Source organism: Desemzia sp. AGC72 (assembly GCF_057334175.1).
Map to the genome: position 1 here is coordinate 89,763 of NZ_JBHFIG010000006.1, position 14,866 is coordinate 104,628.

Sequence of the window (14,866 nt, forward strand, 5' to 3'; positions counted from 1 at the left end):
TGAAAAATGAAAGTAGAACAAGCATTAGATATTGTACGCGAAGCTTTTTTGGCCATTATTCAAGTAGCAGGACCAACATTAGCTATTGCCTTGATTATAGGATTGGTGATTAGTATTTTACAAGCCACTACTCAATTGCAAGAGCAGACGTTGAGTTTCGTACCAAAAATATTAGCCGTCATTGCCTCTTTGATCATATTCGGTAATTTCATGCTGAATGTAATGATTGAATTTACTGAGAAAATCTTTGAAACTATTGCGAGCCTATGATGGATAACGCCTTACTAACAGAATTGAACGGAGCTTTACTGATCTTGATGCGAGTGTCTGCATTTATCTTGATCTGTCCTGGATTTTCTTTTACTGGTCTGCCTAACTTAGTCAAAGTGGTTTTATCAGCAGGAATATCAATCGGTGTTTATTCTGTGGTGCCTAGTGTTACCACTATTGATGGCATAGTTGAATTTTTCTTTATCGGATTAAAAGAAGTTTTGGTCGGTTTTGCAATTGGCTACATTTGTCAGTTGTTTTTCTCAGCAGTTGAAATGGCAGGGAAATTGATCGACTTTCAAGTAGGGTTTTCAATGAGTGAAGTGTATGATCCCAGTCTAGGAATCAGCGTTTCCAATTATGGAAAAATCTTTTACTGGATTTCGATGTGTATTTTCTTCTTTACGGATCTGCATCATGCAGTAATCAAGACTCTTGTAAAATCATTTAGTTATTTACCGTTAGACAGCACTGATTTAGGTTCTTTTGGTACGGAAGGTATTGTAACCTTATTCGGGATGATTTTTGAGTTGGCGCTGAATTTAGCATTGCCGCTCATGCTGACATCTTTGATCGCTGAAGTGGTGTTAGGATTGATTTCTCGAACGGTTCCGCAAATCAATGTATTGATTTTAGGAATGCCGCTAAAAGTATTGGTTAGTTTACTGATGACATTAGTGGTTTTGACACCGATGACAGAAAGTATCAAAGATATAATGCCGATGATGGTGAAATACATGAATGAATTCATGCGTTCGTTACCTGGTTAAAGAGAGGTGAGTTGTCATGCAAGATAAGGATAGTAAAACTGAAAAAGCCAGCCCCAAGCGAATAAAAGATGCTCGAAAAAAAGGGGACGTCGCTAAAAGCAGCGACTTGACTTCGGCTATTTCCTTTACAGTGTTTGCCTTGATGACAACATCTCTTGGCTGGTATGTATTTGAAAAAAGCTTTGCTTACTTGAAAGGTTTCTTAGAGAATGGATTAACAATGGGAAGCCAGGTGGGTACGGAAGGATTAAGAAATAATTTGGCCAGTATTGGCGTTCAATCGATTATTATGCTGTTTACTATTGCTGCACCATTTTTATTGATTGCATTTTTTGTTTCTTTATTGGCTGCCGGACTACAGACCAGGTTCTTGTTTTCAAAAGAACCGATTAAAATGAGCTTGAAAAAAATCAATCCTGTCAGCGGATTTAAAAATATGTTTAGTAAAAAAGCTGCGTTTACCTTAGTGAAAACAATTTTCAAGCTGGTTCTCGTATTTTGGGTGACTTACAATGCATTGACAGATTCTATTGTAGTGATCGTCAATTTAAGTAAGTTCGGTACCGAAAAGATTTTTAGTACACTTTTAGAATTGATCAAAACAGTAGGTACCAATTTGGCTGTACTTTTAATGGTTTTGGGAATTGCGGATTACGTGTATGAGCGTTATGAGTTCAGCCAAAAAACGAAGATGACAAAGCAAGAAGTCAAGGATGAGTACAAAGAAAGTGAAGGAGATCCGCAAATTAAATCTCAACGGAAGCAACTTCACCGACAAATGATCAACGGAAATATAAGAGATGTAGAAACAGCGGCCGTTGTGATCACGAACCCGACTCACTTAGCGATTGCTATCAGGTATGAAAAAGGAAAAGATGAAGTGCCGATCGTAGTCGTAAAAGGAGCAGATCTGATTGCAGAGAAAATTCGAGAAAAAGCTCGTGAGTATGCTGTTCCGATCATAGAGAACAAGCCCATCGCTAGAAATTTGTATAAAAACATCCAAGTAGGACAACCCATACCGGTAGATCTTTATCAATCTATCGCAGAAATCATGGCGTTGGTTTACCAAATGGAAGAAATGAAAAAAGACAAGATTTAATCTGGTATAGAAATACCCTATCAGAGGTAGACGAAGGAGACCATGTAATGATAAGTGCTTTAAATGAAAGAATAGAAAAATTTAGTCGTTTTTCTGATATAGGAATTGCTGTTTTAGTGGTGGGAATCTTGGCAATGATTATTATCCCTCTACCAGCGCCTATATTAGATTTTATGTTGGCTGTAAATATTTCTTTATCGTTGATTATTTTACTGCTGACGTTATTCACAAAAACTGTTCTAGAATTTTCTACTTTTCCTACTTTATTATTGGTCACAACGATGTTCGGTTTGGCGCTGAATATTTCGTCTACCCGTTTGATATTGACACAGGGAAATGCCGGACAAATGATCGAAACTTTTGGGAATTTCGTAGCCGGAAATAATTTTATTGTTGGAGCAGTTATTTTTATCATTATCATTCTTGTTAATATGATGGTCGTGACAAGCGGTTCAGGTCGTGTATCGGAAGTGTCTGCTCGGTTTACGTTAGACGCTATGCCGGGGAAACAAATGTCAATTGACGCAGATATGAACGCTGGTTTGATTACAGAAGCTCAAGCAAAGAAACGCCGTAAAGATTTAGAACGTGAAACGCAATTTTTTGGAGCTATGGATGGAGCAAGCAAATTCGTTAAAGGGAACGCTATTGCAGGTATCATTATTACTTTGATCAATTTGATCGGAGGAATCCTGATTTTTTCTCTGCAACAAGGATTGGGAATAATGGAAGCCTTAAATCAATTTGGAAAGCTGACGATCGGAGACGGTTTAGTGAGTCAAATTCCTTCATTGATGGTGTCTGTTGCTTCGGGTATTTTAGTTACTCGTTCTGGAAGTCAAACAGGCTTCGGGAGCTCGTTAAGCGGAGAATTATTTGGAAATGCTAAAGTCATTAAAATCGCAGCGGGAGTTTTACTGTTGTTCGCTATTGTACCCGGCATGCCGACCATACCATTTTTACTGATCGGGTTGATTGCTTTTGCTGCAGGTTATCTGATCGATGAGAATGAAAAAATCAAAGTGAATCAAGAAAAAGATTCTGAGATAAAAGAAGCAGCAGCTCAACGTACGGAGAATGAAAAAGTCCAAGAAGAATCGATCACCGCTTTCCAAGTAGATCCTATCTCGATCGAAATAGGGTATGGATTGATTCCATTGGCGGATGAACGCCAAGATAGTAATTTAACTAGTCAAATTCCTACGATTCGCCGTCAATGCGCACAAGAAATGGGAATCTTACTGAATCCAATTCGCATCCGAGACAATTTGCAATTGGCACCAAATGACTATGTTATCAAGATCAAAGGGAATGAAGTCGCACAAGGAAGCTTGTATCTAGACAAATTTTTGATTATTGATCCAGGAGAGTCTACGTTTGAATTCAACGGAATACCAGCTAAAGAACCTTCATTTGGTTTAGATGCTATGTGGATCGATGAAAGTGATCGAGACATGGCGGATATCAAAGGATACACCGTTGTAGATCCATTGACCGTACTGATCACTCATTTGAAAGAAACCATCACGCAGCATAGTTTCGAATTATTGGGCAGACAAGAAGTGAAACAATTATTTGAAGGTATTAAAGAAAAATATAGCGTGGTCATTGATGAATTGATTCCAGATATTTTACGTTTGGGTGAAGTGCAGAAAGTGCTGCAAAGTTTATTGAAAGAACATATCCCGATCAACGATCTAGTAACGATATTGGAAACTTTGGCAGACTATGGAAATACAACAAAAGACACAGAAGTGCTGACAGAGTATGTGCGGCAAGCTTTGAAGAGAACGATCGTAAAGCCTCACTTAGATCAAAATGGTGTGTTGCATGTAGTAACGCTTCATCCAGATTTGGAAGAACGAATCAGCCAAAGCACACGAAAATCGACAGCAGGTTCCATACCAGCTCTTCAGCCAAATGAGATCACGAATTTCTTTGACAACTTGACTCACTCCAACAATCAATTGGACAGCCATGGTATACCTCACGTGTTGTTGGCGTCGCCTAAGATTCGTCCGGCAGTCAGAAATTTATTGGCCTTCAATTTTCCAGATTTGCCGATCTTGTCTCTAAATGAAGTGCCAAATGATATTCCAATCGAAACGCAAGGTATGATTGAAACATGACATCACTAATGGTGCATCCAAACAAAATGGCTAGGAGGAAGGGCAATGATGTATTATGAGACTGACCGAGAACAGGAAATCTTAAAGTATCTTCCCTTGGTCGAAAAAGTTGTGAACGGGTTAAACATCAAACGAAGCGACTATGAACGATCTGATTTGATCAACATGGGCGTGATCGGATTGATGGACGCACTGAATAAGTTTGATCATTCAAAGAAAGTCCCTTTTGAAGGATATGCTTATATCCGAATCAAAGGTGCCATTATTGATGAAGTGCGTAAAACATCTAAAGTTTCCAGATCGCGCATAACGAAATTAAATGATTTTTACAAAGCCAAAGAAAAATTGGAAAAGACACTTATGCGTACGCCTTCGGATAATGAAATTTGCGCAGAGCTGGGCATTGGAGAAAAAGAATTGGGTAAGCTTCACGAAACTATTCATCAACTGGCGTCGGTGTCTTTAGAAGATGTACTGTTTTCTGAAGAAGGTCACGATGTCGAGATGCTGGATGTATTGGAAGATAAAAATGCTGTGAATTCTGAAGAAGTTCTTTTAGAAGATGAGCGAAAAGAGATGCTGGCTTCAGCGATCAAAAAATTAGACGAACGTGAGCAGCAAATTTTAAACATGCTGTATATAGAAGAATTAAGTTTAAAAGAAATTGCATTCGTATACGATTTGTCGATTCCGCGTATTTCTCAGATCCATGGGAAAATGATTGTAAAATTAAAGAGTCATATGAAAGAGGCTTATAATGATTAGAGGATTTATTACTACAAACAGAAACTTACATATATTAGAAAAAAAGCAGGAAAACTTAAGTACTACTGTTGCTAATCTAAATACTGTTGGATATAAAGAACAAGAAATCATCCAAAGCAGTTTAGTGGAACAAAACTTGTTCAACCGATTAGATGGTCCTGAATTGAATCAGCGGTTCAATGTTGGAGGCTTGTCCTTAGGAAGTCAAATCGATGAAGTGTACCGGGATTTTAGTCAAGGTGGTATCAAATTAACCAACTCGTCAACTGACTTAGCTCTTCAAGGTGAGGCATTCTTTACGGTTCAAACGGCGAATGGCGAAACGATGTATACACGTAATGGAAACTTCACGGTAGATGCAGAAGGGTTCTTGGCAACGCAAGAAGGCCATCAAGTAATGAGTACTGCCAATACACCTATTCAAGTAGGTAGTATGGACTTTACAGTTTCAACGGATGGAACGATTCTTGAAACGGGGCAGCAACTGCAATTAACGAGTTTTGCTGATCCTGCTGGATTGACTAGCCAAGGAGACACGTTATTTTCAGGAAACGGTGGTATGATGGCTGGTGATACAGCTATTTTCCAATCAGCAGTTGAAACGGCCAACGCCAATACAGCAGACGTGATGATCGATTTGATGCAAGTGTCCAGAGAATATGAAGCTAATCAAAAGATTTTACAAGCAGCAGATCAAACCTTGCAAAAAGCGGTTAATGAACTAGGGAAAGTGTAAAGCTGTTTTAAGATAGCTGGATAAAAGGGAGATTGGAGAAATAAAATGAGTATTTCTTTAAGCACAAGCAGAAGCGGGATCCATGCCCATCAAAAAGCTATGGATGCTATTGCTAATGACATTTCGAATGTCAATACAACTGGATACAAATCAAAACAAGTTAATTTTCGTGAGTTGATGACCAATCAATTGGCAGAAGATAAATTGCTTTTATCAGATAATGCAGAAGACGGAGAAATCGGCGTAGGGTCATTAAGTGGAGTAACAACTTCGAATTTCAAACAAGGATCCTTGACTGAGAGCCAAGGGGAGTTTCACATGGCTATTGCTGGAAACGGCTTTTTTGGAGTCACAGATGCTGCTGGACAATTTTACCTGACCCGAGATGGTGGATTTCAACTGAATACTAATGGAACGTTGACGAATGGGAACAATGAATCGTTGTCAATAAATGCGACAGTGCCGGTTGATCAATGGCCTGCTGGAAATATTGCAGTACAGGATTCTGGAGCCGTCATGATCTTAGATGATAATGGCAACCAAACGCAAGTAGCCACTATTCCATTATTTTATCCTACTGTCCCAGAAGCATTGCAGCCAGCAGGAGGAAATAAGTACCAAGTACCAGCTGGAATCGAGTTGTTGATTTCAAATGGTGCGAATGATGCTTTTGGAAGCATTAAACAAGGTTATTTAGAAAGTTCTAACGTAGATTTGCCTACTACTTTTACGGATATGATCGTTACTCAACGAGCTTATTCATTGAATTTAAAAGCCGCTCAAAGCACTGATGAAATCATGGGAATGATCAATAACTTTAAGCAATAAGATAATAGAGTTTGTTATTCTATAGTTATAAAGCAGACACCTTCAAAGCAGCCGCTCAAGTCATTTCGACTTGAACGGCTTTTTATTTTCGTTAAGCAAAAATACTTCTTTTCAGCTTTTGACATTTGAGCTATGATGAAAGAGAAAAAGTGAGGGATCCGTTATATTATGTATTTGACAATAGAAAAAACCGCTGAATATTTGAATGTGCCTGTCAGTGAACTTTATCGATTGATTCGGGAAAAACAAGTACGGACAGTCCAAGTAGATGATGAGTTGTTGCTGAATAAGGAACAGTTCAATTTATTTATGAAAGAAATGGAAAAGCAAAAAGAAGCACTGGAAGAATATTTAAATACGCCTATCCCAGAAGATATTGATATCAAAGATGAAGACTAATTTTATAAGGAAGTGACTTATGAGCAATTATCAATTCATAGCCAGTACGATTGATTTGCCTGAAATTGAGAATCCGCATGTCCATTTATATTCTCTTAATGAAGCTTTAGCGCTTGGAGTCTCAATAGAGGAAAGTATTTTGGAGATGGATATCGATCCTGACGAACCCGAAGTGCTGCTTTGGTTCGAAAGCGAAGAGTTGCTAGGGGAGATTACAGTGCAAAAAGAGGAAGACGGCTATTATTCTAATCCGTATACTCAGTTACCCTACAGGTATGCTTTTGAGTGGGGCGGGTACACACAAAAAAGAGCGGAAGAAATCATCGCTTTTTTGAATCAGCATATGCAATCAAGAAGCATAGTAGAGCTTTGGGATACGTGGATGGACGAAGTTGAAAAACCAGTAGTGGAGAAGTTATCTCTTGATCAGTTGACTCCACAACATATCCAAACATTATTTGGCAACACAGAGTACGAAAAACCGACAGTTTTGACCATACAAAAAAGCTGAAACAAGCAGTTTTGAACTGCTTGTTTCAGCTTTTTTAAATTATTACCGATTAGTTAGCTGTCTCTTCACCAATAACTTCTGGATCAGCAGCATCTTCTGCAGGCTCTTCTTCTAAACGAGGAGCAGAGACCGTTGCGATCAAAGTATCAGGTTCTTCAACAATTTCTACATCTGGAAGTTGTTCTAAATCAGCAACAGTTAATGTATCACCAATTTCTAAACTTCCTGCATCCACTGTATATTCTTCTGGTACTTTATCTGCTACTGTTTCAACAGTAACTTCATGAAGTGCTTGTTCCAATACACCAATTTTTACATTTTCTGTATTTTCTAGAACTACAGGAACAAAGACGGTTAATTTTTGTCCAGCTTTTAATGTTTGCATGCTTACATGTAAGATTTGATTTTTTAATGAATGACGTTGAACTTCTTTAATATAAACCTGAAGTTTTTTACCATCTTCCATGGTAACGTCAAAGATTGCACTATCTCCTTGAGTTTTCAAAACTTCGCGGATTTCTTTTTCATTTAAGAGTACAGAAATCGAGCCTTCCTCTTTCCCATAAATCACACCTGGGATATTTTCTGTGCGACGATCTTTGTGTGACGCGCCGGTACCGACTGATTCTCTTTTCATAGCTTTGATGTTCATATTACTATTCCCCCTTAAGATAATTACCTTAATATCAATGATAACGTAAATCAGGAGATAATGAAAGCGATATGACTTTTATGAAAGTTTATGTGCAATGAAACAAGGCCGCTTTTCAGCAAATAACATGAAAGGTATTCGATGTGATTTTGAGATGCGATGAAATTCTTGATTATATTATAGTAGAAAGAGGACGATAAGAACTCTTTTTGATCAAAACAACCATTTTAAAGGCTGCAACTTGTTAGATAGAAGCCTTCTAACTCACAATAAAGAGTCTAAAAAAACTAAAACTTGTGAGTAAATCACAGTATTACTGATTCTATCAGTTAAAATACTGGTCAGCAGTATAATGCCGAACGTTTGTTTCTATAGGACAGCTTACAAAACTGCTTTTGAGGAAATATAGATTACAAAACTTGAAAAAACTGCATTTTTAGCAAAAATACCGAATAATTACGGAAATTTCTATAACATGTTTTATTTTACGTAAAACTTGATTTTGTCACACTTCTGCAATGAATACTTACTTTTAATACAAAAGTAATAAAGTACCATAACAAAAGCTCTTTTTACCAGACTTCTCTTTCGAATCATGATATTATTCATTTCGTGGCAGAGGAACGCTTAATAGAATACTTGTAGAAATAAAACAAGACTATTAAAAATACAATGAGGTTCCTTTGGAAATGCAAAAGAAAATATGCATTCAGAATAGAAAGGGAGAAAATAATGAGAAACATAAAGTCAAGATTAGTAGCTGCAGGATCAACTCTAGCAATGGTAGGACTATTCTCAGTAGCTAACCCGTCAGAAGCATCGGCAAACGAATATAACGCTAATTCATGGCAAGCACGTACTGTAACGGAGGTCAAAGAAGATATCCAAAGTGATGAAAATGGATCAAAATATACTTTCCAATGGGGAGATACATTATCAAGCATTGCTTTAGCAACAGATATTTCTGTAGACTCATTAGTTAAAATCAATGATATCAGTAACGCAGATGTGATTATTGCTGGAAACTCTATTCATTTATCAAGTGACCATTCAGTTGTAACGGTAGAAAACAACAATGAAGTGAAAACTTACGATGTAAGTGAAGAAGAAGTGAAAGAAGTAGAAACTCCAAAAGAAACAAAAGAAGAATTAGTTAAAGAAGAAGTTGCAGAAGAAGCTGTTGAGACAAAAGCACCAGCGGCTGAAACTACTCAACCAACTCAACCAACAGAACCAACTGCAGAAGAAAAAGCTGGCGAATGGGTAACTGTAGAAGCTACAGCTTATTCAACGAACCAACCAGAATTAAGCGATACAACGTATACTGGAATCAATTTGAATGAAAATCCAAACGTTATCGCTGTTGACCCAAGTGTTATTCCATTAGGTTCAACGGTGTATGTACCAGGATATGGAACATTTATTGCTGGAGATACTGGTAGCGCGATTAAAGGACACCGTATTGATGTCCACATGACTGATTTAAATGCTGCATTACAATTTGGAAGAAAAACATTAGACGTTCAAATCTTGAACTAATTGATTCATCTAAATAAGTGAAGTCAATAAAAGAAGGCAGGATCTTGGTACCAAGATCCTGCCTTCTTTTTCTATGAGATATTTTAAAGTGGAGTAAATTTGAAGCTGAAATGATTATTCGTCAATACAGCACTCTGATATAGACGATCGTTGCTCCTAGAGCTGCTCCGACGATAAAATAAAGCAGCATCTGTAAAAGTAAGTACCAATCTATCTGATTAGGAGATGTGCTTTTCTTTTTTTGAGCTGATTTATTCATCTCTTCTCGTCGAGATAAGATCAAATAACCTAGACCAACGATGATACCTACAATAGATAATAAAGATTGTGACACTTCCGGGCGCAAATATCCCATGACTAGTCCCACCAAAGCCGCAAATAATAACAAAGCATAACGTCTCATCTTATTGGACATATCCTAAACCCCTTCAATAAATAGCTTTTCACTTATTTTACCATAAACAACTATCCGCACTATAATCATTTCATTTGAATACAAAATACAAAAAGAAACGAGCAATCTCGTTTCTTTTTGTGATTAATGCTGCATATGTTTTAATTGAAGGACCGTTTCTTTATCTGAATGAGTCCCCATTTGAAATTCTTCTTTATAAGCTTCAGGACCTTTTCCTGTTAAGACAATATAATCTCCAGGTTGAGCCAGTTTTTGAGCTTCTTGAATTGCAATGGTTCGGTCCATAACAATGGTAATGTGATCCGTAAGCTGAGCTTCGGCAACCAGTGCTTCATAAGTCTGTTTCATTTCTTCTTCGTAGGTCCCATTTAGATCATCCGTAGTTAAAATAGTGTAGTCACTTAATTTATGGGAAGTTTGAAGCATCGGGACGCGCTTTGTACTGTCTCTATTTCCACGAAAGCCGAATATATGGATGATCTTATTTGCGTTACATTCTCTAATGGAGTCTATACAGTATTGTAAGGCCAAGTCTGTATGTGCGTAATCACTGATGTAATGAACTCCATCAATTACAGCAAGTGACTCAAATCTGCCAGGGATTCCACCGAAATCCTTGAGACTATCATTAATATGGTCAATAGTATATCCCATATCTACGATTACTCCGCTAGCCATGGCTAAGTTGTACACATTGTGCATGCCGATCAAAGTAGAATAGATCGGTTCAATCGAGCCTGCCATGTCTACTTTGATATCTTTGCCTTTCTTCGATAAAAGTTTAAAAGTTGCTTCTTCGTCATGACCGATAGTGATTGTTTCGACATTGTTAGCTGATAAACGTTGTGTTAAATGTTGTCCCCATACATCATCAACATTGATAACAGCTTTCCCAGTGGGTTTTAATTTGTCGAATAACAAAGCTTTGGCCTCAAAGTATTCTTCCATCGTATGGTGATAATCTAAATGATCATGTTGTAAATTAGTAAATAAAGCATAATCAAATGATATTCCTTCTAAACGATATTGAGTCAATCCATGAGAGGAGACTTCTACGATGATCACTTGATCTGTTGATTGAGCCATCATTTGATGAATGAGCAATGCACTAGGGGTAGTGTTCAAGGACTTAGTTGTTTTTCCATTTATCACGTATTCTACCGTACTAATCAGTGAAGTAGAATAACCCGCTTTTTCTAATAAATGCTTCAGCAAGTAACAGGTAGTTGTTTTTCCATTTGTTCCAGTCACTCCAATAACGATTTTATTACTAGAAGCATCTCCGTAAAAGTTTTTGCACAATTGGCCGAGCATTTTACGGCTGTTTTTTGTACGTACATAAGGGGTAACCCCAATACTGGGTTGAACTGCTTCCCCGATAATCAGTGATACACCATTTTTTGCAGCGTCGTTTATATAATGATGTCCATCAAACTGGTAACCTTTGATAGCTACAAAGAGCATCCCGGGTTTTACATTTCTTGAATCATCCGTTATACCTGTAACCTCCATTTCAAGATCAATTCCTGAAAATTCAGATAAAGAAGAGAAGGATTCAATTAATTGTTTTAATTTCATTGTAAAGTTGCCTCCTTCTATAAGACAATCCATATAGGATAAACGATTTTTTATTTAAAGTATTTTACTAAAAGAACTATTTCAATGGGGATGTCATGTCAGTTCTGATAATAAAAATGAGAAAGGATAGACGTTCTCTATTCAAGTATAGTTGAATAGAGAAGCCATATCATCAAAAAAGCTTAATATAAATAACGTTATCTACATAAAGAAGAGAGGCATGTGTTTCTTTTGCCTCAATAGAAGAGGATAAGTAAATCGAACAAAGATGGAAGAAATCTATGAGACTGCTTAGGAGGATGAAGCACTAGATGAGGTCAGTGGAATTTTCCTTAAGGTGTGCCAAATCTGAGTTCAGCTGTTTTGTTTCGTAGTCTATTAAAGTCAACAAGTCTTTTTCCAGCCATTCAGTCAATTCGTGGTGCAGAAAAGACTGAAGAACTAAAATATTTTCGTAATGATCTGTGGGAGTGCTTAATTTTCTTTGAAGTTTTTTAGCTGATTTTTGCTCGTGCTTCAAAGATTTCTTTTTCTGTTCTGAAAAAGACGAAAAACTTTTGAGGACATAACGATATTTCTTTGCCTTCAAACGAACATGATGGACTTTTTCTATATCCGTATAATCAAGTTGATTAAATTTTTCTGCAACAGTCTGGTGTTCTTTTTTGAGCCGTTTTTTGACAAAAGAAGATAAATTTTCAGTTCCTAAAATCAAAGGAGCCCATTCAACAGTTTCAACCCACTGGAACAAATGAGTGAAAATAAGACGCATTTTCTTCTGGTTGCTTGAATGAATCAGTCTTCGCTGTTCTTTTAATCGTGCTCTAGTGATCAAATCTAAAATACCTTCAAAATCTTCTAACAATTGCTGTTCTGTGCTACTGATCGACTCGATTTCTTCTAACAAGACATCCAACTCACGCAAACGTGAAAACTGTTTGAATAATTCTATTGTCGAATCTAGGGCATCTTGATAAACGTTGTCAGGCAATAAAGGCTTTAAGAAAGCCAATGCAGAACGAAAATGCCTAGTATGGACGCGCAATTGATGTACGTTTTCTTTGTCGTAAGGAGATACTAGGAAAGTTTTATGAAAGCTTTGCATCTTGTTTAAGCAGTTTCTTAGCAATACAGTTAATTGAGCCGCTGGGTCACTCGCCATTAGTTGCAAGTTTTTCAGTGATTTGGATTGATGGAACCAAGATAGTTGAGCTTCATCTGAATTTTTTATTTGAACACCTACACAAGCACCTTTACCAAATGGCAGTAAAGAACCGGTCAGCTGCTCAACCCAAGTACTTAAAGTCGGTTCATGTCCTACAAGGATAATGGTGCAATCTTTTGCTGTCCTTTCAATTTCTGCCAAAAGCCGCTCGTAATCTCCTTCAACAATAAATTCCTTTTCTGTAATGGGGAGTACGCCTAACGAGTGGGAAATAATTTCAGCAGTCTCAACGGCACGCAGTAGAGGGCTGGACCAAATCAAAACTTCTTTCTCTATATTGAGCAAATAGCGAAGATTAGTAGCAGAGTTTTCTAACATTTTTTTACCTTCAGAAGTTAGAGTACGATTAAAATCTTCTTCTGAGTCTTCTTTATTTCCAGCAATTCCATGACGAAAAAAGCATATGAATCGACTCACAGCACTCATCCTTTCTTGACGATAGAGCTATTTTAAAATAAGCGAAATGTCTTTTCCAGTTTGACAACTCTATTATCGCTTCTTTAATGGTTTATTTCCACTAATAAGACAACAAGAGAGAGACGAAATCAAATAGAATAAAAATCTCCTTTAGTTTCTATTTTGAATATGATATGATGGAATTTAATTTATGAAAAAATGATTAAAATTTTAATCAGTAGGAGGAACCAGCAATGAAAAAAATAAAAATTGGTTTAGTGCCAAAATTAATTATTGCCATTATTTTAGGGATTGTATTTGGGCAACTTGATGTTTTACCCGCTATTATTTTGCAGATTCCAATTACGGTATCCAGTTTGTTTAGTAGTTTATTATCTTTTATAATTCCACTAATGATTATTGGTTATGTAATAGTTGGGATAGCAGATCTTACACAAGGAGCAGGAAAGTTACTTGGAGCTACTACACTTATTTCGTACGGCTCAACACTAGTAGGTGGAGTAATTGCCTATACCATTGCTTCCACTGTTTTTCCGATGTTTATTACCCCAGAATTAAGTCAAAAAGTAACTGAAAGCGGGGAAGGATTGGCAGCATTATTTACTATTCCTTTAGAACCACTATTGGATGTAACTTCAGCTATTGTATTCTCCTTTTTATTCGGTATTGGTATATCTTGGTTGAGAAGTCAAAATAAAGGAGAGACGATTTATCATTTCTTTAGTGATTTTAGTGCCATCATAACGCGTCTATTAAACACATTGATTATTCCGGGATTGCCTATTTATATCTTTGGAAATTTTGTAAATTTAAGTTATACGGGTTCCATCCAATCGATTTTGTCGGTCTTTTGGAGAGTGTTCTTGATCGTGTTGAGTCTGCAATTGATTGGAGTTATAGTATTATTTGTCATTGCGGGGATTTATCGAAAAGAAAAACCATGGCAATTTGTCAAAAATCAAATACCAGGATACGTTACTGCTCTAGGTACACAATCTTCAGCAGCTACGATTCCCGTTAACGTGGAAATTGCTCGTAAAAACGGTGTATCAAGCCAGATTAGAGAGTTTGTAATTCCTTTATGTGCAACAATTCATTTATACGGCAGTATTACGACTGTCATTTCTTGTGTGACAGCTGTTTTGATCATGTACGATTTGCCATTTAATTTCCAAATGATGATGGGCTTCATACTTGTACTTGGAGTAGCTATGGTAGCAGCTCCTGGAGCCCCAGGCGGAGGCATCATGAGTGCTCTTCCATTCTTAGCCATTGTTGGGATTCCGGCGACTGGTCCAATCGCGACTCTGCTGATTTCTCTCTATTTGACACAAGATAGTTTTGGAACTGCGGCAAATGTTTCAGGGGACAATGCAATTGCTTTGATGGTGGATAAAATCTACCATACAAAAATTTTAAAAGAAAAAAACTGGAGTCCAACCAGAGACAAAACACTCAATAGGGAAGTGCTGTAAATCATATAGAATACTAGAATAATTATTAAGTATTTGCTTAAATAAAAAACCCCAA

15 protein-coding genes are annotated in these 14,866 nt (G+C 37.1%); 11 read left to right on the top strand and 4 right to left on the bottom strand.

Going from position 1 to position 14,866, the window contains the following annotated elements; translation table 11 throughout:
* The first annotated feature begins 6 nt into the window (after window positions 1-6).
* From fliQ to ACE025_RS03900, 9 genes are all read left to right on the top strand, one after another.
* On the top strand, window positions 7-270 hold the full coding sequence (gene fliQ, locus ACE025_RS03860) for a flagellar biosynthesis protein FliQ (protein WP_188203958.1): 264 nt from the start codon (window positions 7-9) through the stop codon (window positions 268-270).
* Entirely contained in the window at window positions 267-1,040 is a 774-nt protein-coding gene (fliR, locus tag ACE025_RS03865; protein ID WP_485937650.1) for a flagellar biosynthetic protein FliR, read from the top strand. Before fliQ ends, fliR begins: the two co-directional genes overlap by 4 nt.
* A 16-nt stretch (window positions 1,041-1,056) precedes the next feature.
* On the top strand, window positions 1,057-2,142 hold the full coding sequence (locus tag ACE025_RS03870) for an EscU/YscU/HrcU family type III secretion system export apparatus switch protein (protein WP_485937652.1): 1,086 nt from the start codon (window positions 1,057-1,059) through the stop codon (window positions 2,140-2,142).
* A 47-nt stretch (window positions 2,143-2,189) separates the two neighbouring features.
* Window positions 2,190-4,271 carry a flagellar biosynthesis protein FlhA gene (gene flhA, locus ACE025_RS03875; protein WP_485937654.1) on the top strand — a complete coding sequence of 694 codons (2,082 nt, stop codon included), beginning with the start codon at window positions 2,190-2,192 and terminating at the stop codon, window positions 4,269-4,271.
* A 48-nt stretch (window positions 4,272-4,319) separates the two neighbouring features.
* A complete protein-coding gene (locus ACE025_RS03880) occupies window positions 4,320-5,036 on the top strand; it encodes a sigma-70 family RNA polymerase sigma factor (protein WP_485937921.1) in 717 nt (238 codons plus the stop codon).
* Entirely contained in the window at window positions 5,029-5,772 is a 744-nt protein-coding gene (locus ACE025_RS03885; protein WP_485937656.1) for a flagellar hook-basal body protein, read from the top strand. The genes ACE025_RS03880 and ACE025_RS03885 overlap by 8 nt, the downstream gene beginning before the upstream one ends.
* 45 nt (window positions 5,773-5,817) lie before the next feature.
* Window positions 5,818-6,600: a flagellar hook-basal body protein gene (locus ACE025_RS03890; RefSeq protein ID WP_485937658.1), complete on the top strand. Its 783-nt coding sequence runs from the start codon at window positions 5,818-5,820 to the stop codon at window positions 6,598-6,600.
* Window positions 6,601-6,768: 168 nt separating this feature from the next.
* Window positions 6,769-6,999 carry an excisionase family DNA-binding protein gene (locus ACE025_RS03895; protein ID WP_485937660.1) on the top strand — a complete coding sequence of 77 codons (231 nt, stop codon included), beginning with the start codon at window positions 6,769-6,771 and terminating at the stop codon, window positions 6,997-6,999.
* Between the two features lie 19 nt (window positions 7,000-7,018).
* The gene (locus tag ACE025_RS03900; protein WP_485937662.1) at window positions 7,019-7,510 is read left to right on the top strand and encodes a hypothetical protein; all 492 of its coding nucleotides are present in this window, start codon (window positions 7,019-7,021) and stop codon (window positions 7,508-7,510) included.
* Between the two features lie 49 nt (window positions 7,511-7,559).
* Here ACE025_RS03900 and ACE025_RS03905 read toward each other — a convergent pair whose 3' ends face one another.
* Window positions 7,560-8,162, bottom strand: a complete 603-nt coding sequence (locus ACE025_RS03905; protein WP_485937664.1) for a 50S ribosomal protein L25 — start codon at window positions 8,160-8,162, stop codon at window positions 7,560-7,562.
* 732 nt (window positions 8,163-8,894) lie between these two features.
* Here ACE025_RS03905 and ACE025_RS03910 point away from each other — a divergent pair.
* Window positions 8,895-9,701 (top strand): 3D domain-containing protein, encoded by an 807-nt coding sequence (locus ACE025_RS03910; RefSeq protein ID WP_485937666.1) that lies wholly within the window; start codon window positions 8,895-8,897, stop codon window positions 9,699-9,701.
* A 121-nt stretch (window positions 9,702-9,822) separates the two neighbouring features.
* Here the strand turns inward: ACE025_RS03910 and ACE025_RS03915 are convergent, their stop codons facing one another.
* From ACE025_RS03915 to ACE025_RS03925, 3 genes are all read right to left on the bottom strand, one after another.
* Complete coding sequence (locus tag ACE025_RS03915; protein ID WP_485937668.1) at window positions 9,823-10,116, bottom strand: hypothetical protein; 294 nt, start codon at window positions 10,114-10,116, stop codon at window positions 9,823-9,825.
* A gap of 123 nt (window positions 10,117-10,239) precedes the next feature.
* Window positions 10,240-11,694, bottom strand: a complete 1,455-nt coding sequence (locus ACE025_RS03920) for a UDP-N-acetylmuramoyl-L-alanyl-D-glutamate--2,6-diaminopimelate ligase (protein WP_485937670.1) — start codon at window positions 11,692-11,694, stop codon at window positions 10,240-10,242.
* 307 nt (window positions 11,695-12,001) lie between these two features.
* Entirely contained in the window at window positions 12,002-13,336 is a 1,335-nt protein-coding gene (locus ACE025_RS03925; RefSeq protein WP_485937672.1) for a CHAD domain-containing protein, read from the bottom strand.
* 233 nt (window positions 13,337-13,569) lie between these two features.
* Here ACE025_RS03925 and ACE025_RS03930 point away from each other — a divergent pair, with 233 nt between their 5' ends.
* A complete protein-coding gene (locus ACE025_RS03930) occupies window positions 13,570-14,811 on the top strand; it encodes a dicarboxylate/amino acid:cation symporter (protein WP_485937673.1) in 1,242 nt (413 codons plus the stop codon).
* Window positions 14,812-14,866: the final 55 nt, after the last annotated feature.

What these genes read in the sequence shown, in the direction of transcription:
- ACE025_RS03895 (WP_485937660.1), top strand. Translation starts at nt 6,769, where the DNA reads ATGTATTTGACAATAGAAAAAACCGCTGAATATTTGAATGTGCCTGTC.
- ACE025_RS03920 (WP_485937670.1), bottom strand. Translation starts at nt 11,694, where the DNA reads ATGAAATTAAAACAATTAATTGAATCCTTCTCTTCTTTATCTGAATTT.
- ACE025_RS03930 (WP_485937673.1), top strand. Translation starts at nt 13,570, where the DNA reads ATGAAAAAAATAAAAATTGGTTTAGTGCCAAAATTAATTATTGCCATT.
- flhA (WP_485937654.1), top strand. Translation starts at nt 2,190, where the DNA reads ATGATAAGTGCTTTAAATGAAAGAATAGAAAAATTTAGTCGTTTTTCT.
- ACE025_RS03870 (WP_485937652.1), top strand. Translation starts at nt 1,057, where the DNA reads ATGCAAGATAAGGATAGTAAAACTGAAAAAGCCAGCCCCAAGCGAATA.
- ACE025_RS03885 (WP_485937656.1), top strand. Translation starts at nt 5,029, where the DNA reads ATGATTAGAGGATTTATTACTACAAACAGAAACTTACATATATTAGAA.
- ACE025_RS03910 (WP_485937666.1), top strand. Translation starts at nt 8,895, where the DNA reads ATGAGAAACATAAAGTCAAGATTAGTAGCTGCAGGATCAACTCTAGCA.
- fliQ (WP_188203958.1), top strand. Translation starts at nt 7, where the DNA reads ATGAAAGTAGAACAAGCATTAGATATTGTACGCGAAGCTTTTTTGGCC.
- ACE025_RS03880 (WP_485937921.1), top strand. Translation starts at nt 4,320, where the DNA reads ATGTATTATGAGACTGACCGAGAACAGGAAATCTTAAAGTATCTTCCC.
- ACE025_RS03890 (WP_485937658.1), top strand. Translation starts at nt 5,818, where the DNA reads ATGAGTATTTCTTTAAGCACAAGCAGAAGCGGGATCCATGCCCATCAA.
- fliR (WP_485937650.1), top strand. Translation starts at nt 267, where the DNA reads ATGATGGATAACGCCTTACTAACAGAATTGAACGGAGCTTTACTGATC.
- ACE025_RS03900 (WP_485937662.1), top strand. Translation starts at nt 7,019, where the DNA reads ATGAGCAATTATCAATTCATAGCCAGTACGATTGATTTGCCTGAAATT.
- ACE025_RS03915 (WP_485937668.1), bottom strand. Translation starts at nt 10,116, where the DNA reads ATGTCCAATAAGATGAGACGTTATGCTTTGTTATTATTTGCGGCTTTG.
- ACE025_RS03905 (WP_485937664.1), bottom strand. Translation starts at nt 8,162, where the DNA reads ATGAACATCAAAGCTATGAAAAGAGAATCAGTCGGTACCGGCGCGTCA.